The sequence below is a fragment of the Paraburkholderia sp. CI3 genome (assembly GCF_050436505.1).
GTDB classification, from domain to species: domain Bacteria; phylum Pseudomonadota; class Gammaproteobacteria; order Burkholderiales; family Burkholderiaceae; genus Paraburkholderia; species Paraburkholderia tuberum.
On sequence record NZ_JBNDMI010000004.1, the window covers coordinates 1,404,124 to 1,422,854 of the forward strand.

An 18,731-nucleotide genomic window follows, 5' to 3' on the forward strand; every position below is an offset into this window, starting at 1 on the left:
GCACCTTCAATGCTGCAAGAGACGCCGCTGCGAAGCGTCGCCGCGGGCGTACCAGGCGAGGGCCGACGCCCGCACGCCGCGCGCCCTTTTTTCTTCCTCTCCGATCTGCATCTGAGCGAGGCGGTTCCGCGCACGGTCGCCGCGTTCGAGCATTTCATCCGCGTGAGCGCGGAAGCGGCCGACTCGGTGTTCATCCTCGGCGACCTGTTCGAGTACTGGGTCGGCGACGACATGCTGAGCGAGCCGTTCGTCGCCCATATTGCGGCGCTGCTGCACACGCTGTCCGAGCGCGGCATCGCGCTTTACATCATGCACGGCAACCGCGACTTTCTGCTGGGCAAGCGCTTCATGAAAGCGGCCGGCGCGATCTGGCTGCCCGATCCGTTCGTGATTACCGCGTTCGGCACGCGCATTGCGCTCGCCCATGGCGATGGTCTGTGCACCGCGGATCGCGGCTATCAGTTGTTCAGGTGTTTCGCGCGCAATCGACTCGCGCAGATTCTGTTTCTCGCGTGGCCGTTTCGTTGGCGTCGCAAGCTCGCCGAGAACATGCGCTCGAAGAGCGAGCATGGCCGCACGCGGCCGATGCCGATCAAGTATGACGTGACCCCGCAAGGTGTCGCCGCGCTGTTCAGGAAATCGAAGACCGCGACGATCATTCATGGGCATACCCATCTGCCCGCGCGGCATCGCGAGCCGGGCGGCACGCGCTGGGTTCTGCCCGACTGGGATCTCGATCACGGGGAGCGCCGGGGCGGCTATCTGAAGATCGATGCCGACGGGATTCGAGCGTTGCCGCTGGATTGACCTCGTGGATACGGCGTGCGCTTCGCGCTGCCGAGGCGCCGATACCTAGCGCTCCCCCGCCAGCCCCTCCACCTTCCCCGCGATCGCCGCCGATAGCCGCCGCAAATCGAGCAACGCCGCATCCGCGCCTTGCAGACCTTCGAGGCTCGTGCCGAGCCGCTCGAGCGCATCGACGATTTCATCGATACGTCGCGCCTGAGTAGCCGCATGGTCGATCAGACCGTGAATCGCGAGCGAAACCGGATCGTCCGCGTTGGGCGTGATGCCGTATGCGCAAAACGCGCTGATTTCGCTGCCGCGCTTCGCATCATGCGCGGCGTTGTTCGCATTCGGATTTGCACCGTTCGCACCGTTCGCAGCCGCCGCGGCCGGCACGATGATCCGCGCCGGATTGCCGAGCGCCGTGCCACGCGCGGGCACCGGCTTCGTCACGACCGCGTTCGATCCGATCTTCGCGTCCGCGCCGACGGTGAAGCCGCCGAGCACCTTCGCGCCCGCACCGACGATCACACCACGCTCGAGCGTCGGATGCCGCTTCGCGCCGCGCGTGAGCGACGTGCCACCGAGCGTCACACCCTGGTAGATCGTGCAGTCGTCGCCGATCTGCGCGGTCTCGCCGATCACGACGCCCATGCCGTGATCGATGAACACGCGCCGCCCGACGCTCGCGCCCGGATGAATCTCGATGCCGGTCATGAAGCGCGCCATCTGGGACACGAAACGCGCGAGCCAGCGGCGCTTCGCGCGCCAGCACGCGTGAGCGATCCGATGCAGCGCGAGCGCGTGCAGCCCCGGATAACACGTGAGCACTTCCCATGCGCTGCGGGCGGCGGGATCGCGCTCGCGGATGGTGGCGATATCTTCGCGAAGTCTCGTGAACATGGCAGGGACTGTATTGTTGGGGGAAAACCGTCTGCGTGAGCGAATCCGCGCGGTTTGCGCATGCGCGGGACTCTGCGTTTCGCGCCATAGCCAACGGCATCGCTGCCGCTTAGCACGGCGGCAGCTTTGCTTCTAACGTTTCGTGGATTGTAGGGCGATTGCGCGAAACCTGCCGGAAGTCCCCGTCACCTGCAAGGTTGTCGTCAGACGAAGGCGGCGCATCAGGTGCGCCGTCACGGGCTGGTCAACGGACCGTCAGCCGGTCCGTCTGGTCTTGAGCAGGATGTGCTTGGCGATGCCGCGCACGATGTTGACCTCCTCGCGCTCGAGGCCCGAGCGCGCGAAGAGCCGCCGCAGCCGTGACATCAGCTTCTTCGGATTGGCCGGATCGAGAAACTCGAGCGCGACCAGTGCGCTTTCCAGATGCGCGAACATGCTCTCGATCTCGTCGCTAGCCGCCATCTGCGCGCGTGGAGCGGCGGATTCGGCCGGCGCCGCGTGTGCTCCCGCGGTGGGTGCGCCGTCGCTCGCTTCGTCGGCGCCGAGGTACGCGGTGCGTAGCTCGTAGGCGAGCACCTGCACCGCCTGCGCGAGATTGAGCGAGCTATAGGCCGGATTGGCCGGAATATGCGCGATCGCGCTGCATCGCTCGACGTCCTCGTTCGACAAGCCCGTGCGTTCGTTGCCGAACACCAGCGCGATCTCGCCGTGCATCGCCTCTGCGTGCGCGGCGGCGGCAGCCGCGCGCGGCGTCCATTGCGGCGGACCGTATTCGCGCAGCCGCGCGGTCAGCGCAATCGACCAGTGCACGCCAGTCAGTGCATCGGCGAGCGACGGCACCACGTGCACGGAGGCGAGTACGTCGTCGGCGCCGCTCGCCATCGCGATCGCTTCGGGGTCGTTCTGCACGTTCGGCACGCGCGGCGACACGAGCACGAGCCGCGAAAAGCCCATCGTTTTCAGCGCGCGCGCCGCGGCGCCGACATTGCCCGGATGGCTGGGCTCGACCAGCACGAAACGCGTCGACGTGAAGCCGCCGCGCAAATCGGCCACGGCGGGGTCGGAGGAATGGTGGGTGTGATCCACGATGAAACTCGGCTGGCTAGGACTCAAGACGCGTATGGTAGCGCCAACGGGCACCTATGCCGAATCAGACGCACGCGCGAGCCACGCGCGCGGACGAGGGTGCACCATCGGACCGGCACTGGCGGGCGCCTGTGCGGTACATCAGCCGCACGTGAGCGAGCATGCGCGAGGGCGCCCGGACTCAGGTAAAATACCGCTTTTCGCGTCCGGCGCCGACGTTTGCTGAAGCTTGCGTCGAACCGGTCGCACCGTTCTTATTCAATTCGTCTCCGTCGACGGAATGCTCTCCGGTTTGATAGCCGGTCTGCCCGTTCCGTGCTGTTTTTGCGTCGTTGCGGCGCCCGTCAGCGCAGTTTCGCGCTTATTTACCGGCCGGCAGCCGTGCTGCCCCGGAACAAGGATCAGTTTATGCATCCCATGCTCAATATCGCTGTGAAGGCCGCGCGCCGCGCAGCTCAGATCATCAACCGCGCATCGCTCGATCTCGACCTGATTCAGGTCAGCAAAAAGCAGCACAACGATTTCGTCACGGAGGTCGACAAAGCGTCCGAAGCGGCGATCATCGAAACGCTGAAGACCGCTTATCCCGATCACGCCATCCTCGCCGAAGAGTCGGGCAAGTCGGACCACGATTCCGAATACCAGTGGATCATCGATCCGCTCGACGGCACCACCAACTTCATCCACGGCTTCCCTTACTACTGCGTGTCGATCGCGCTCGCGCACAAGGGCGTCGTCACGCAGGCCGTCGTCTACGATCCGACCCGCAACGATCTGTTCACCGCATCGCGCGGCCGTGGCGCGTTTCTCAACGATCGCCGCATCCGCGTCGCCAAGCGTGACCGCCTGGCCGACTGCCTGATCGGCACCGGCTTTCCGTTCCGCGCGCAGGACAGCCTCGAATCGTACGGCCGTCAGTTCGCCGAGATGACCGAAGCCTGCGCCGGCCTGCGCCGTCCGGGCGCCGCCGCGCTCGATCTGGCCAACGTCGCGGCCGGCCACATGGACGGCTTCTTCGAGCAGGGCCTGAACGCATGGGACGTCGCGGCGGGCAGCCTGCTGATCACCGAAGCCGGCGGCCTGGTCGGCAACTACACCGGTGATTCGGAGTTCCTGCACGTCGGCGAAGTCGTCGCGGGCAACCCGAAGGTCTACGCGCAGATGATTCCGATCCTGTCGCGCTACAGCCGCACGCGCCAGCAGTCGGCGTAAGGTGCGCCGCCGCGGCCGGTCCGCGGCAACGCATAACGGTTGCAGAGAAAAGCGGCCTCGGCCGCTTTTCTGTTGGCGGCGCTCCAGTGTGCGGAGTGTCGTGCTAAAAAGCGGGAAGTCATTCGGGGCGGTATTCCGGCGGGACCGTTCCCTGCTCCATGCCGCTTTGACCCTGCCCGACTTTCGCCCCGGGCGCAGCCTCCAATCTGCCCCATGAAAAAAGGCTTCCATACGATCATCGCGGCACAGTTCATTTCGTCGCTGGCCGACAATGCGCTGTTGATCGCCGCCATCGCCCTGCTTTCCGTGATGCGCTCGGCCGCGTGGGTTACGCCGCTGCTGCAGATTTTTTTCACGATCTCGTACGTGCTGCTCGCGCCGTTCGTCGGCGCGTTCGCCGATTCGATGCAGAAGCGTCACGTGATGTTCATCTCCAACGCGCTGAAAGCGAGCGGCTGCCTGATGATGATTCTGGGCGTTCATCCGATGATCGCCTACGGCGTGGTCGGCTTCGGCGCAGCCGCGTATTCGCCCGCCAAGTACGGCATCCTCACCGAGCTGCTGCCCGCCGGAAAGCTCGTGCAGGCGAACGCGTGGCTCGAATCGGCGACGGTGCTGTCGACGATCGCCGGCACGATGCTCGGCGGTGCGCTGATCAGCACCGTCGTCGAGCATTTCATCACGCGTGCGCATATGCCGCTGATCCGCTCGGCCGCCGATCTCGCGATGGGCGCGGTCATGCTCACCTACGCGATCGCCGCCGCGATCAACATCTTCATTCCGGACACTGGCGCGCGCTATCCGAACCGGCTGACCGAGCCGAATAAGCTGGTCGGCGATTTCCATCACTGCTTCCGGGTGCTGTGGGCCGACAAGCTCGCGCAGATCGCGCTGTGGGTGACCACGCTGATGTGGGGCGCCGCCGTGACGATGCAACTGCTGGTGCTCAAATGGGCGAACGTGAACCTTGGGCTGTCGTTGTCGAAGGCGGCGGTGATGCAAGGCGTGACCGGCTTCGGCATCGCGATCGGCGCGGCGGGCGCGGCCGCGCTGATTCCATTGCGCCACTCGCTGAAGGTGTTGCCGGTCGGCGTGCTGACGGGCGCGGTGGCGATCGCGATGGCCTTCTACAACAAGGACCTGTTCCCGGCGGGCGCGGGCCTGCGCTTCGGCACGCACGTCGCGCCCTACTACATTCTGCTGGCCTATCCGCTGATGATCGTGCTCGGTGCGTTGTCGGGCTTTTTCATCGTGCCGATGAATGCGATCCTGCAGCATCGCGGCGCGACGCTGCTGTCGGCCGGTCACTCGATCGCCGTGCAGAATTTCAACCAGAACCTCGCGGTGCTGCTGATGCTCGGCGTGTACGCGCTGCTGCTCACGGCGAAGATACCCGCGCAGTGGATCATCGTCGTGTTCGGCACCTTCATCACGCTGCTGATGTGGCTCGCGAAACGCCGCAGCGCGGCGAACGAACGCAGGGTGGACATGCGGGCGATGATCGAGGAATGAATGCACCACGGTGCTCCAGCAATGACAGCGCGAGGCTCGGCTCGACGGCCGTAACCCGCCGCGACGGCGTGCAACCCCCGCTTTGATCGAATAGGTCATGCTGACATTCAGCTCTTGTGTTGGGCATCGTCCGTTCGCCCAGGGTCCGCTCGCCGCGCCGGCGGGTTAAACTCACGCCCTGAGCATCTACCGCAAGAAGACACGAAGGATGGGTATTCAAACCGCAGCGGCCAACGACGTCGCACAACACACGCCGATGATGCAGCAGTACCTGCGCATCAAGGCGGAGCATCCGGGCACGCTGGTGTTCTACCGGATGGGCGACTTCTACGAACTCTTTTTCGACGACGCCGAAAAAGCCGCGCGCCTGCTCGATCTGACGCTCACGCAGCGCGGCGCGTCGGCGGGCAATCCGATCAAGATGGCCGGCGTGCCGCATCACGCTGTCGAACAGTATCTGGCCAAGCTCGTGAAGCTCGGCGAATCGGTCGCGATCTGCGAACAGATAGGCGACCCGGCCACCTCGAAAGGCCCGGTCGAGCGCAAGGTCATGCGCGTGGTTACGCCTGGCACGCTGACCGACGCCGCGCTGCTGTCCGACAAGAGTGACGTCTATCTGCTCGCGCTGGGCGTCGCGCACAATCGCCGCGGTGTCGCCACGAGCGTCGGTCTCGCGTGGCTCAATCTCGCGAGCGGCGCGCTGCGCCTCGCCGAAGTCGCGCCCGATCAGGTCGCCGCCGCGCTGGAGCGCATCCGTCCCGCGGAAATTCTGGTCGCCGACGCCACCGCCGATTCGACCAGCTGGACACCGCCTGTCAACGCCAGCGCGCTCAAGCGTGTACCGGCCTGGCACTTCGATATCACCTCGGGCACGAAGCGCCTGTGCGACCAGCTCGAAGTCGCGAGCCTCGACGGCTTCGGCGCGCATTCGCTCGGCTGCGCGTGCGGCGCGGCCGGCGCGTTGCTGCTGTATGCGGCGTCCACGCAGGGCCAGCAACTGCGCCATGTGCGCAGCCTGAAGGTCGAATACGAATCCGAATACATCGGCCTCGATCCGGCCACGCGCCGCAACCTCGAACTCACGGAGACACTGCGCGGCACCGAATCGCCGACGCTGTGCTCGCTGCTCGACACCTGCTGCACGACGATGGGCAGCCGCCTGCTGCGGCACTGGCTGCATCATCCGCCGCGCGATTCGGCGGTGGCTCAGGCGCGTCAGCAGGCGATCGGCGCGTTGCTCGATGCGCCGCCGGGCGCCGACCTCGATACATTGCGCAGCGCATTGCGGCAGATTTCGGACATCGAACGGATCACCGGACGTCTCGCGCTGCTGTCGGCGCGGCCGCGCGATCTGTCGAGCCTGCGCGATACCTTCATCGCGCTGCCTGCATTGCGCGCGCAGCTCGCGGCGGTGGCCTCGAACGCGGATTCGCTCGCGCGTATCGACGCGGCGCTCGAACCGCCGCACGCGTGCGCCGATTTGCTGAAGCTCGCGGTCGCGCAAGAGCCGGCCGCGATGGTGCGCGACGGCGGCGTCATCGCGCGTGGTTATGACGCCGAGCTCGACGAACTGCGCGATATTTCGGAGAACTGCGGACAGTTCCTGATCGATCTCGAAACACGCGAACGCGCGCGCACCGGCATCAGCAATCTGCGCGTCGAGTACAACAAGGTGCACGGCTTCTATATCGAAGTCACGCGCGGCCAGACCGACAAGGTGCCGGACGACTATCGCCGTCGGCAAACGCTGAAGAATGCCGAGCGCTATATCACGCCCGAGCTGAAGACCTTCGAGGACAAAGCGCTGTCCGCGCAGGAACGCGCGCTCGCGCGCGAACGCGCACTGTACGACGCGTTGTTGCAATCGTTGCTGCCGTTCATTCCCGACTGTCAGCGCGTTGCGCTCGCGCTCGCCGAACTCGATCTTCTGGCCGCGCTCGGCGAACGCGCTCGCGCGCTCGACTGGGTTGCGCCGACGTTCTCGGCGAACGCGGGTATCGACATCGAGCAAGGTCGTCATCCGGTGGTCGAGGCGCAGGTCGAGCAGTTCATCGCCAACGATTGCTCACTCGCGACCGAGCGCATGCTGCTGTTGATCACCGGTCCCAACATGGGCGGTAAGTCGACTTTCATGCGCCAGACCGCGCTGATCGCGCTGCTCGCTTACGTGGGCAGCTATGTACCAGCGCGACGCGCGGCCTTCGGACCGATCGACCGCATCTTCACGCGCATCGGCGCGGCCGACGACCTCGCCGGCGGCCGCTCGACCTTCATGGTGGAGATGACCGAAGCCGCCGCGATCCTCAACGACGCGACACCGCAAAGCCTCGTGCTGATGGACGAGATCGGCCGCGGCACGTCGACGTTCGACGGCCTCGCGCTGGCGTGGGCGATCGCGCGCCACCTGCTCGCCCACAACGGCTGCTACACGCTGTTCGCGACGCACTATTTCGAGCTGACGCAACTACCCGCGGAGTTTCCGCACGCGGCCAACGTGCATCTCTCGGCAGTCGAGCACGGGCACGGCATCGTGTTCCTGCACGCGGTCAACGAAGGGCCCGCCAATCAGAGCTACGGTCTGCAGGTCGCGCAACTGGCCGGCGTGCCGAACGCGGTGATCCGCGCGGCACGCAAGCATCTCGCGCATCTGGAGCAGCAATCGGCCGCGCAGCCCGCGCCGCAACTCGATCTGTTCGCGACGCAGCCTGCCATGCTCGCCGAAGATGCGGACGACGACCATGAGGCGGCGGGCGACGCAACGCCTGCGTCGCCCGCGATGCAGACACTCGTCGAGCGTCTGCGCGGCATCGATCCGAACGATCTGCGGCCGCGCGAAGCGCTCGATCTGCTGTACGAACTGCATGAACTGGCCGTCGCGCCGGATGCGGACCACTGACACGCCGGGACACCCGCCGCGCCCGCGCCGGCTTCGCGCGGCGCTGCGCCACGTGCTCGCACCGGCAGGCGGCATCGTCGTGCTCGTGGCAGTGTGCGCATGGACCGCGCCGGCGCACGCCGAGGCCTCGCGCTTCGCGTTCGCGGTGATTTCCGGCACGATGCACAGCCCCGCCGACGAAGCCGCCACGCAACGGCTGCTCGAGGCGATCGGCCGCGAGCGCGACGTGCGCTTCGTCGTCTACGACGGCAATCTGAAGGGGCCAAAGGAAGTTTGCCGCGACGCGCTGTTCGAGCGCCGCCACGCGTTGCTCGACAGCTCGCGCACTGCCCTCTTCTTTATCCCCGGCCAGCATGACTGGGTCGATTGCGGCACGGCGGAAGGCGGCGGCTTCGATCCGGTCGAGCGGCTCGACCAGTTGCGGCAAACGCTGTTCGCCGATCCAACGTCGATGGGGCAGAACCCGATCGCGTTGACGCGCGAGAGCGAGGTGTCGCGCTTCCGCCCGTTCCGTGAAAACGTGCGCTGGGTGGTCAACGAAAAAACGAACGACAAAGCGGACACCAAAGCCGGCGACATCGTCTTCATCGGCCTGAACGCGCCGGGTCCGAACAACCACTACCTGAGCGCGGGCGGCCGCAACGGCGAGTTCGAAGATCGCGTGATCGCCAACGCATTCTGGCTCGAGCACGCGGCCGAATACGCGAAGCGCCGCGACGCGCGCGCGATCGTCGTGTTCATTCAAGGCGACTTCGACCCGGAGCGCTACGAGCGACCCGAACGGTTCGCCTGGCTGCACTTCGCACATAGCTCGCGCCGCGACGGCTTTCTGGAATTCAAGCGCAGTCTGGTCAAGCTCGCGCAGATTTTCCCCGGACCCGTGGTCGTCATTCATGCAGACGACGACCGGCCGGCCGGCGGTTTCGTCATCGATCAGCCGCTACGCAACGACAAGGGGATGGTCGTGACGAACCTCACGCGCATTGCGCTCGCGCCGCATGATCGTCTCAACCAATGGATTCAGATAGAAGCGGATTTCGGCAGGAAGCCGCCGTTCAGGGTCAGCGTGCGCGACGTGCCGAAGCAGATGCCGCTGCCCACCACGCCGCCGGTCTTGCCGCCCGCATCGCCGCGCGACGAATCCGGCGCGTCGATGCCGATTGCGCCGGAGATGCCGAATGTGGAAGGTTTCGGGCCGGCGTCGGAATTGCCGCCCGTATTGCAGAGACCTGGAGAGTCGCAGGAGCAGCAGCCGCGCATCCCGTCCGACCAGGGCGGCAGCGACTATGGGCCCGCTATCTCGATGCCGCCGGGGTCGATACTGCCAGCCTCGCCTGCGTTGCCCGCATCGGTGCCGTCTGCCCCCGCGACGACACCGCGCATGCCCGCAAGCTCAGTGCAGGGTCGGTTTTGACCTGTCTTCTTCGTCCTCGTCTTCATCGTCGTCGAGAACTTCGAGGCCGTCCGCGCCATGCGCGTGCTCGTGCTGAATTTCGTCTTCAGTTGCCGGACGCACGTCTTTGACGGTCAACGCGAAACGCAGCGCCATGCCGGCGAGGGGATGATTGCCGTCGAGCACGACCTTGTCTTCCGCGACGTCGGTCACCACGTACACCAGCGCATCGATTTCCTCGTCGCCATCTTCGGGGGTGCCTTCGAATTGCATGCCGACTTCGAGCGGTTCCGGGAAGCGATCGCGCGGCTCGATCTTCACAAGCTCGGGATCGTATTCGCCGAACGCGTCTTGCGGCTCGAGCTGGATCTGGGTCTCGAAGCCAGCCTCGTGGCCGTCGAGCTCTTCCTCGATCTTGGGGAACGTGCCATCATAGCCGCCGTGAAGATAGACCATCGGCTCTTCGCTTTCCTCGATCAGATTGCCCTGCGCATCCGACAGTTTGTAGGCGACCGACACGACGGTGTTCTTTGCGATTTTCATTCGATTCTCCAAAATACAACTCACATTATACGATGCCCAGGCGGCCCACTCACCTCCCGGCCGATGCAGGTTCGGCAAGCAATTCGCCGTCTACTGCAAAGCCGGCCACGCGGCCCATTCTTCCGCCCTCGCCCGACGTTCCGACCGCACTTCTCGGCCATCTGAGCCCGTCGCAATTCATGCGCCGCTACTGGCAGAAAAAGCCGTTGCTGATCCGTCAGGCGATTCCGGACATCGAAGCGCCGCTGTCGCGCGACGAGTTGTTCGAGCTGGCCGATCGGGACGACGTCGAAGCGCGCCTGATCACGCACTTCCGCAACAAATGGCAGCTGGAGCACGGGCCGTTCGCGCCCGACGAACTGCCGTCCGTCAAACAGCGCGCATGGACACTGCTCGTGCAGGGCGTGGATCTGCACGACGACCGCGCGCGCGCGTTGCTCGACCGTTTCCGTTTCGTGCCGGACGCGCGTCTCGACGACCTGATGATTTCGTATGCGACCGATAGCGGCGGCGTCGGCCCGCACTTCGATTCCTACGATGTGTTTCTTTTGCAAGTAAAAGGCAAGCGCCGCTGGCGCATTAGCGCGCAGAAAGATCTGACGCTGCAGCCCGGCTTGCCGTTGAAGGTTTTACAGCACTTCGAGCACGAACAGGAGTGGCTACTCGAGCCCGGCGACATGCTGTACCTGCCGCCGCACATCGCGCACGACGGCATCGCCGAGGGCGAATGCATGACCTGCTCGATCGGTTTTCGCGCGCCCTCCGAAAGCGAGCTGACCGCGCAGTTCCTCTACCACCTGGCCGAGCGCGGAGAGGCCACGGGCAAGGCGGGCGCCCTTTATCGCGACCCACGGCAGGCCGCCGTCGAACAGCCGGCCGAGTTGCCCGCGGCGCTCGTCGAACGGGTGGGCGCGATGCTTGCTCAAGTGCGATGGAATGAGCAGGACATTGCGTCGTTCCTTGGCACGTACCTCAGCGAACCCAAGCCGAGTGTCGTCTTCGATCCGCCGCAACGGCCGCTCAACGAAGCCCGTTTCATCGGCGCGGCGTCGAGATCCGGTCTACGGCTCGATCGCAAGACTAACCTGTTGTATGAACGACGTTTTTTCTTCGTAAATGGAGAAGAAATATCGTGGATCGGCGCGAAAAAATGGCTGTTTGAACTCGCAAATCTGCGGTGCATGAGTGCGATACGCTTTGTAACACTATCGCACGATTCATCGGTGACAGCACTGCTACACGAGTGGTATTGTGCGGGCTGGATACAGGTAGGCGAGATTGCGTAACTCTGCCCGCCTGTTATACCGTACGGTGAAATTTTGTATGAGAAAGACAACGTATTGACCCGCATTTATCGACTGTCAGTACGAAAGTGCATATAATTTCCGCCCAAGCCGTAGGGAAGATTCCAGCTCGTCAAAAGAGCATCTCCACCAGCGGCCCAGGTCGGTGTTGGAGCACATTACCGGTTTTATTTTGCGCTGTTGCTTACCTTTAAACCATAAAAGGACGTGATCATGAAGAAATCCCTCCTCGTAGCATCCCTGTTGGCAGTTGTGGCACTCGCTGCATGCAACAAGAGCAACGATCAGGCTGCTGCACCGTCGGAAGCTGCGTCCGCACCGGCGGCAGCATCGCCTGCTGAAGCAGCATCGCCGGCAATGGCAGCATCGCCGGCCGAAGCAGCATCGCCGGCCGAAGCAGCATCGCCGGCAATGGCAGCATCGCCGGCTGAAGCAGCATCGCCGGCAGCAGGCGCAAGCCAGTAAGCCGCAACGGTTCGGCGCTGTAGCGGCGCTCCCGCTACAGCGCCTGCGCATGAAACGTTTGGAGGCTGGCCGGAAACGGCGCGGGCCGCAAACGGGAAAAGAAAAACGCCACGGATTCACATCCGTGGCGTTTTGTCATTCAGGGCCGCTTTCCGCTGCGGAGCTCGTCGCATGTGTGGAACACATCCCCTATCGAACCGGCGCCGCTGGCCCAGCGCTCTCCTCAAAGAACTCACGCACCACGTCGATCTCGCGGGTGCGCTTGAACGGCGGCAGACTCTGCCAGATGCGGCGGCCATAAGGTTTATCCACGAGACGTGTATCGCAGATCATCAGCACGCCCCGATCGGTCTCCGCGCGAATCAGCCGGCCGGCGCCCTGCTTCAGCGTGATGACGGCCTGCGGCAGCTGATGCACGGCGAACGGGCTCAAGCCCTTCTTCGTCAGCGCGTCGAGCCGCGCGGCCAGCACGGGATCGTCCGGCGGCGCAAACGGCAGCTTGTCGATCACGACCAGCGACAGCGCGTCGCCGCGCACGTCCACCCCTTCCCAGAAGCTCTGACTGCCGACCAGGATCGCATTGCCGTAGGCGCGAAAGCGGTCGAGCAGTTCGGTGCGGCTCGCATCGCCCTGCACGAGCAGCGGATAGTCCCAGCCGCGCGACTCGATCGCGTCGCGCAGCTTCGCCGAGATACGATCCACCGCGCGCAGCGTCGTGCACAGCATGAAGACGCCGCCGCCCGAGGCTTCGATCGCGGGCAATGCGGCATCGAACACGGCGTCGGTGAACATCGGCGATGACGGCTGTGGCAGATTGCGCGGTACGTACAGAAGCCCTTGCGATGGATAGTCGAATGGGCTCGGCAATGTCATCGAGCGCTTCGAGTTCAAGCCCATCTGCGCCGCATAGTGCGTGAAGTCGCCGCGCACCGACAGCGTCGCCGATGTGAAGATCCACGCGCGCGGCACGCCGGCGCGCTGCTTCGCGAAAATCGGCGCGACCGACAACGGCGTTTCGTGCAGCTGCACCGTGTGCGAGAACACCTCGATCCAGCGCACCTTTTCATTCGGATCGGCGCGCTCCGCGCTGGCGTCACCCTCGCGGGTCGCAACCGCGTCGCGTTCTGCACTCGTGGGTGGCGTGGTCCAGCCGCTCAGCACGTCCTGCAACTCGCGCGCGCGACGCAAACACGCGCCGAGCGATTCGGCTCGCTCGGCCTGGCCCGCCAACGCCGAGGTCAACGCGTCGAGTTCGGCCTCGAGCGTCTCGAGCGCGGCGAACAGCGGGTGATCGTCGGGCAGCTGGCCGATCGACAGACGCACCGAGTCTTCCTTGAACGCGAGCCGCACGTCGCGCGCGGCGCGCTCGAGCGTCGCGCCGAGCTTGACCCAATCGACCGCATCGCGTGCGTGACCGAGGCCCTCGGCGACCGAATCGCGTGCGAGTTCGAGAAACTGCGCGGTCGATAGCGTCTCGCCGAAAAACAGCGTCGCGGTTTCGGGCAGCTGGTGCGCTTCGTCGAAGATGACCGTATTCGCAGTCGGCAGCAGCTCCGCCATGCCGGTATCGCGCAGCATGATGTCGGCGAAAAACAGATGGTGGTTGACCACCACGATATCGGCCTGCTGCGCTTCGCGGCGCGCCTGCATCACGAAGCAGTCCTTGTAGTGGGGACACTCCTGGCCGAGACAGTTGTCGCGCGTCGACGTGACCATCGACCACACCTGCGCCGTTTCCGGCACGCTCGCGAGTTCGGCCTTGTCGCCGGTGCGCGTGATCTTCGCGAAGCGCACGATGTCCTGCAGATACGAGGTCTCCTGGCGCGACGGCAGACGGCCGTTGTCCGCGGTGCGTTGCAGGTAGTAATGGCACAGGTAGTTCGCGCGGCCCTTCAGCATCGCGACCGACACCGGCACCGCGAGCGCGTCGCGCACGGTCGGAATGTCGCGCTGGAACAGCTGATCCTGCAGATGCTTGGTGCCGGTCGAGACGATCACCTTGCCGCCCCACAGCATGGCCGGCACGAGGTACGCATAGGTCTTGCCGGTGCCGGTACCCGCCTCTACGATCAACGTATTCTCACCACCGTCGACGCCATCGGCTTGCGCGTTGCTCCCGGTCGACTCAGAGACGGCTTCAGCGCCGGCCTGCTGCAGGCGCCGCGCCGGGCGCTTCTGCGTCTCGAACATCGCGGGCTCGGGCATCGCGCGGCCCGACGCCTCCATCGCCGCGGCAACCGCGCGCGCCATCTCGATCTGCGACGCACGCGGCCGATAACCGTCGATCTGCCGTGCGAGCAGACCGTTGTCGGCGAAGATGTCGTCGAGCTCGCTCGCGCGGCGCCGATTCAGCGACACACCTGGCACCGGTGCTGCCGCGCGCGGCGCGGGCGTGCCCGAAGCAGATGCGTTGTCCGGCGCGGCCCGGGATGAAGTGTCATGCGATGAATTCAAGGCAAGCGTTCCTGCTAAGTCCGGCTCGCGCGCTGCGCGCCCGGCGCCTGCCAGGCCGCGAACTCAGGCGCGCGCGTCCGGTTCGAGCTGCAATTGCAGCAAGATGATGGTGTCCTTGACTTTAAGTTTGCGCTTTTTCAGGCGCTGCAACTCGAAGTCGTCGATGCCGGGTTCATCCGACATCCGGTCGATCAACCGGTCGAGTCCACTGTGCTCCGATTCCAGTTGCAGAATGCGGTCGCGAAGTGTGTTTGCGTCGATGACGTGATGACGATCGCGCATGCTCGCCTCCTCTGGTCGGCGGCACGAACCGCGTGCGCGCGGTCCGATGCCTGAGGTTGCTGTCCGCCTCAAAACGCATTACGACGACTACGGCGGCCCTGGCCACGACGGCCCCACGGCTTACTCTACGATACAGCCACTACAGCACGCTTACTGTTGCTCTTGTTGCTGCTTTTGCTGCTCTTCGAGCTGTTGCTGCTTCAGCTCGTCCTGACGCTTCTGCTCGGCCTTCTCGGCGGCCTGCTTTTGACGTGCTTCGACATCGAGCTTGTGCTGCGCGGCCTCGGCCTGCTTCCGCTCGAAAGTCTCCTGTTTCTGCTGGCGCTCCGCGGCCTTTTGCGCGCCCTGCCGATGCGCTTCCTCCAGCTTGCGCTGGTAGTCGCTCTGCTTCTGGTCGTAGGCCTTCTGATTGGCCGCCGCCTGCGCAGGCGTGACACCACGCTGCGCCTGATCGAGCGCGTGCTGGCGCTGCTTCTCCTCGTAGGCCTGCGCATTGGCTTCGTGCTGCGGAGCCGCGGCGTTACGCTGCGCCTGATCGAGCGCGTGCTGACGTTGCTTCTCCGCGTAGGCCTGCGCATTGGCTTCGCGCTGCGGCGCCTCGGCGTTGTGCTGCGCCTGATCGAGCGCGTGCTGACGCTGCTTTTCCTGATACGCCTGCTCGTTGCGCGCGTCTTCGGCGGCACGTTGCGGCGCTTCCGCCTCGTTTTGCGCGCGTCGCAACGCGGTGCGTTCGTCGCGTTCACGGGCGCGCTGCGCACGCTGCTCGGCGTCGAGCGCGAGCTGTTCCTTGCGGATGTCCGCCTGCACGCTGCGCATCGCGTCGCGCGCGCGGTTCAGACAGTGATTGACGAAGAAGCGGCTGTAGCAGTTGTGTTGCGCGACAGCGAATTGATAGTTGTTGTCGTCGGTGCGCTGATTGAGCACCTGTTGCCGCTCGTCGAACGACTTGTCCAGCACGGCTACGTCACTTGCGCTTTGAGGGCCGTCGGCGGTTGCGGCGGCTTGCGCGCCCGAGGCCGCGACGGGCGCCGTACCTTGCGCCGGCGTCGTGCTTTGCGCCGCGGCCGACACCGGCACGACGAGCGCTGCGGCGATCACGCACGACGCGGCAGCCGTTAAAGCCGACCGACCGAACGAGCGCAAAGAAACCAGCGGCAATTGAGACGAACCCGGCAGTAAACCCGGCAGTGAACCTGACGCCAGCGAAGAGACCAGGCGGTTGAGGGACAAGGAGATTGGCAACGTCGTAGAGGGTCAACGGAACATGCCCGAAATTCTAACACCCCACGGTTGAGCCCTTTGGCATTTATGGCAAAATGCCCCGCTCTAGCAACCTGGTCGCGGCGCACGCCGGGCCTGTCCCGATTTGCCGCCCGCGCGCGGCCCATCACTGAGTCCGCAGGAACACCAAGACCTTATGACGGAAACCGTAGCACTCAAGATCATCCAGCGCATCGCCACCGAACTGTCCGTCCAGCCGCGCCAGGTCGCGGCCGCAGTGGAACTTCTCGACGAAGGCGCGACCGTTCCGTTCATCGCCCGTTATCGCAAGGAAGTGACCGGCAATCTCGACGACACGCAACTGCGCAATCTCGAGGAGCGCCTGCTCTATTTGCGCGAGCTGGAAGACCGGCGCGCGGCGATCATCGCGAGCATCGACGAACAGGGCAAGCTCACCGACGAGCTGCGCGGCGCGATCGAAGGCGCCGACAGCAAACAGGTGCTCGAAGACCTCTATCTGCCATACAAACCGAAGCGCCGCACGCGCGCGCAGATCGCGCGCGAAGCCGGCTTGCAGCCGCTCGCCGACGCGCTGCTCGGCAATCCACTGCTCGATCCGCAAGCCGAAGCCGCGGCGTACGTGGACGCGGACAAAGGCGTCGCCGATGTGAAGGCCGCGCTCGACGGCGCGCGCGACATCCTCTCCGAACAATTCGGCGAGACCGCCGAACTGCTCGGCAAGCTGCGCGACTATCTGTTCAACCAGGGCGTGGTGTCGTCGAAGGTCGTGGAAGGCAAGGAAACCGCGGAAGAGGAGAAATTCCGCGACTACTACGACTACGCCGAAACGATCCGCACGGTGCCGTCGCATCGCGCGCTCGCACTGTTCCGCGGCCGCAATGCCGGCGTGCTGATGATCAAGCTCGGCCTCGGCGAAGAGCTCGACGCGCAGGTGCCGCACCCGGGCGAAGCGCTGATCGCGCGGCACTTCGGCATCGCCAATCAGAACCGCCCCGCCGACAAGTGGCTCTCAGACGTGTGCCGCTGGTGCTGGCGCGTGAAGGTGCAGCCGCACCTCGAAAACGAGCTGCTGACCAATCTGCGCGACGAAGCCGAACACGAAGCGATCCGCGTGTTCGCGCGCAATCTGAAGGACCTGCTGCTCGCGGCGCCGGCTGGTCCGAAGGCCGTGATCGGTCTGGATCCGGGCTTGCGTACCGGCGTGAAGGTGGCGGTGGTCGACCGCACCGGCAAGGTGCTCGCGACCGACACGATCTACCCGCACGAGCCGCGCCGCGACTGGGACGGCTCGCTCGCGAAGCTCGCGCGAATCGCCGCGCAAACGCAGGCCGAGCTGATCAGCATCGGCAACGGCACCGCGTCGCGTGAGACGGACAAGCTCGCGAGCGAACTGATCGCGCGTCACCCGGAGCTGAAGCTGCAGAAGATCGTCGTGTCCGAAGCCGGCGCGTCGGTGTACTCGGCGTCCGAGCTTGCCGCGAAGGAATTCCCCGCCATGGACGTGTCGCTGCGCGGCGCGGTGTCGATCGCGCGACGTCTGCAGGACCCGCTCGCCGAGCTCGTCAAGATCGAGCCGAAGGCGATCGGCGTCGGCCAGTATCAGCACGACGTGAACCAGCGCGAACTCGCGCGCTCGCTCGACGCGGTCGTCGAAGACTGCGTGAATGCGGTCGGCGTCGATGCGAACACGGCGTCGGTCGCGCTGCTCGCGCGGGTGTCGGGTTTAAACGCAACGCTCGCGCGCAACATCGTCGACTATCGCGATGCGAACGGGCCGTTCCCGTCGCGCGAGCATCTACGCAAGGTGCCGCGTCTCGGCGACAAGACCTTCGAGCAGGCTGCCGGCTTCCTGCGCATCAATAACGGCGAGAATCCGCTCGACCGTTCGTCGGTGCACCCGGAAGCGTATCCGGTCGTCCAGCGCATCCTCGCGAAGATCAGTAAGCAGGTCGGCGAAGTGCTCGGCAATCGCGATGCGTTGCGGGGACTGTCACCCACCGAATTCGTCGACGAGCGTTTCGGTCTTCCAACCGTGCGCGACATCCTGGTCGAACTCGAGAAGCCGGGCCGCGATCCGCGTCCCGAGTTCAAGACCGCGACGTTCCGCGAAGGTGTCGAGAAGGTCAGCGATCTGATCCCGGGCATGGTGCTCGAAGGCGTCGTGACGAACGTCGCGGCGTTCGGCGCGTTCATCGACGTCGGTGTGCATCAGGATGGCCTCGTGCACGTGTCGGCGATGTCGACGAAGTTCGTGAAGGACCCGCATGAGGTCGTGAAAGCCGGTCAGATCGTCAAGGTCAAGGTGCTCGAAGTCGACGTGAAGCGCCAGCGTATCGCACTGACGATGCGTCTCGACGACGAACCCGGTGCAGCGGCCGCGCGCAGCGGCGGCGGTGCGCAGCAGGATCGCGGTGGCTCGGGCGGCAGCTTCAATCGCGGCGGAGCGGGACGCGGTGCGCCGCAACGCTCGCGCGAACCGGAGCCGGGCGGCGCGATGGCGGCTGCGTTTGCGAAGCTCAAGCAGAAGTGAGCGTCACGGACCGGAGCACGTCGTCGCACGCGCTCCGGTCCGTGACATGACTGCGTCGCGCGCTCAACCGCTTGCACGCGCGCATGAACAAAAAGCCCACGCATTGCGTGGGCTTTTTGTTTG

At 65.2% G+C, this 18,731-nt stretch carries 14 protein-coding genes; 8 read left to right on the forward strand and 6 right to left on the reverse strand.

Going from position 1 to position 18,731, the window contains the following annotated elements:
* Positions 1-9 precede the first annotated feature (9 nt).
* Positions 10-807: a UDP-2,3-diacylglucosamine diphosphatase gene (locus OKW29_RS27870; RefSeq protein WP_429293361.1), complete on the forward strand. Its 798-nt coding sequence runs from the start codon at positions 10-12 to the stop codon at positions 805-807.
* A 45-nt stretch (positions 808-852) separates the two neighbouring features.
* Here OKW29_RS27870 and cysE read toward each other — a convergent pair whose 3' ends face one another.
* Together cysE and OKW29_RS27880 are read right to left on the reverse strand one after the other, a co-directional pair.
* Complete coding sequence (cysE, locus tag OKW29_RS27875; RefSeq protein ID WP_429293362.1) at positions 853-1,689, reverse strand: serine O-acetyltransferase; 837 nt, start codon at positions 1,687-1,689, stop codon at positions 853-855.
* Positions 1,690-1,944: 255 nt separating this feature from the next.
* The gene (locus tag OKW29_RS27880; RefSeq protein ID WP_090800702.1) at positions 1,945-2,775 is read right to left on the reverse strand and encodes an RNA methyltransferase; all 831 of its coding nucleotides are present in this window, start codon (positions 2,773-2,775) and stop codon (positions 1,945-1,947) included.
* A 408-nt stretch (positions 2,776-3,183) separates the two neighbouring features.
* On the opposite strand from OKW29_RS27880, the gene OKW29_RS27885 reads away from it, so the two are divergent.
* The 4 genes from OKW29_RS27885 to OKW29_RS27900 all read left to right on the forward strand — a co-directional run bounded on the left by OKW29_RS27885 (position 3,184) and on the right by OKW29_RS27900 (position 9,809).
* Positions 3,184-3,987 (forward strand): inositol monophosphatase family protein, encoded by an 804-nt coding sequence (locus OKW29_RS27885; protein WP_090805360.1) that lies wholly within the window; start codon positions 3,184-3,186, stop codon positions 3,985-3,987.
* Positions 3,988-4,200: 213 nt separating this feature from the next.
* A complete protein-coding gene (lplT, locus tag OKW29_RS27890) occupies positions 4,201-5,499 on the forward strand; it encodes a lysophospholipid transporter LplT (protein WP_429293363.1) in 1,299 nt (432 codons plus the stop codon).
* Between the two features lie 208 nt (positions 5,500-5,707).
* Complete coding sequence (gene mutS / locus OKW29_RS27895) at positions 5,708-8,395, forward strand: DNA mismatch repair protein MutS (RefSeq protein WP_429293364.1); 2,688 nt, start codon at positions 5,708-5,710, stop codon at positions 8,393-8,395.
* Positions 8,361-9,809, forward strand: a complete 1,449-nt coding sequence (locus OKW29_RS27900; protein WP_429293365.1) for a hypothetical protein — start codon at positions 8,361-8,363, stop codon at positions 9,807-9,809. The genes mutS and OKW29_RS27900 overlap by 35 nt, the downstream gene beginning before the upstream one ends.
* On the opposite strand, the gene OKW29_RS27905 is transcribed toward OKW29_RS27900, so the two are convergent.
* Entirely contained in the window at positions 9,789-10,331 is a 543-nt protein-coding gene (locus OKW29_RS27905) for an FKBP-type peptidyl-prolyl cis-trans isomerase (protein ID WP_184067661.1), read from the reverse strand. The genes OKW29_RS27900 and OKW29_RS27905 overlap by 21 nt on opposite strands.
* A 32-nt stretch (positions 10,332-10,363) precedes the next feature.
* Here OKW29_RS27905 and OKW29_RS27910 point away from each other — a divergent pair, with 32 nt between their 5' ends.
* Positions 10,364-11,617, forward strand: a complete 1,254-nt coding sequence (locus tag OKW29_RS27910) for a JmjC domain-containing protein (protein ID WP_429293366.1) — start codon at positions 10,364-10,366, stop codon at positions 11,615-11,617.
* Between the two features lie 231 nt (positions 11,618-11,848).
* Positions 11,849-12,100, forward strand: coding sequence for a hypothetical protein (locus tag OKW29_RS27915; protein WP_429293367.1), 252 nt, complete (start codon positions 11,849-11,851; stop codon positions 12,098-12,100).
* Between the two features lie 189 nt (positions 12,101-12,289).
* On the opposite strand, the gene OKW29_RS27920 is transcribed toward OKW29_RS27915, so the two are convergent.
* From OKW29_RS27920 to OKW29_RS27930, 3 genes are all read right to left on the reverse strand, one after another.
* Positions 12,290-14,554, reverse strand: a complete 2,265-nt coding sequence (locus OKW29_RS27920; protein ID WP_429293368.1) for an ATP-dependent DNA helicase — start codon at positions 14,552-14,554, stop codon at positions 12,290-12,292.
* 63 nt (positions 14,555-14,617) lie between these two features.
* Positions 14,618-14,836, reverse strand: a complete 219-nt coding sequence (locus tag OKW29_RS27925) for a DUF465 domain-containing protein (protein ID WP_013089766.1) — start codon at positions 14,834-14,836, stop codon at positions 14,618-14,620.
* Positions 14,837-14,986: 150 nt separating this feature from the next.
* Entirely contained in the window at positions 14,987-15,934 is a 948-nt protein-coding gene (locus OKW29_RS27930; protein WP_429293369.1) for a hypothetical protein, read from the reverse strand.
* Positions 15,935-16,253: 319 nt separating this feature from the next.
* Between OKW29_RS27930 and OKW29_RS27935 the strand changes: the two genes are divergently transcribed.
* A complete protein-coding gene (locus OKW29_RS27935) occupies positions 16,254-18,608 on the forward strand; it encodes a Tex family protein (RefSeq protein ID WP_429293370.1) in 2,355 nt (784 codons plus the stop codon).
* The last annotated feature ends 123 nt before the right edge of the window (positions 18,609-18,731 follow it).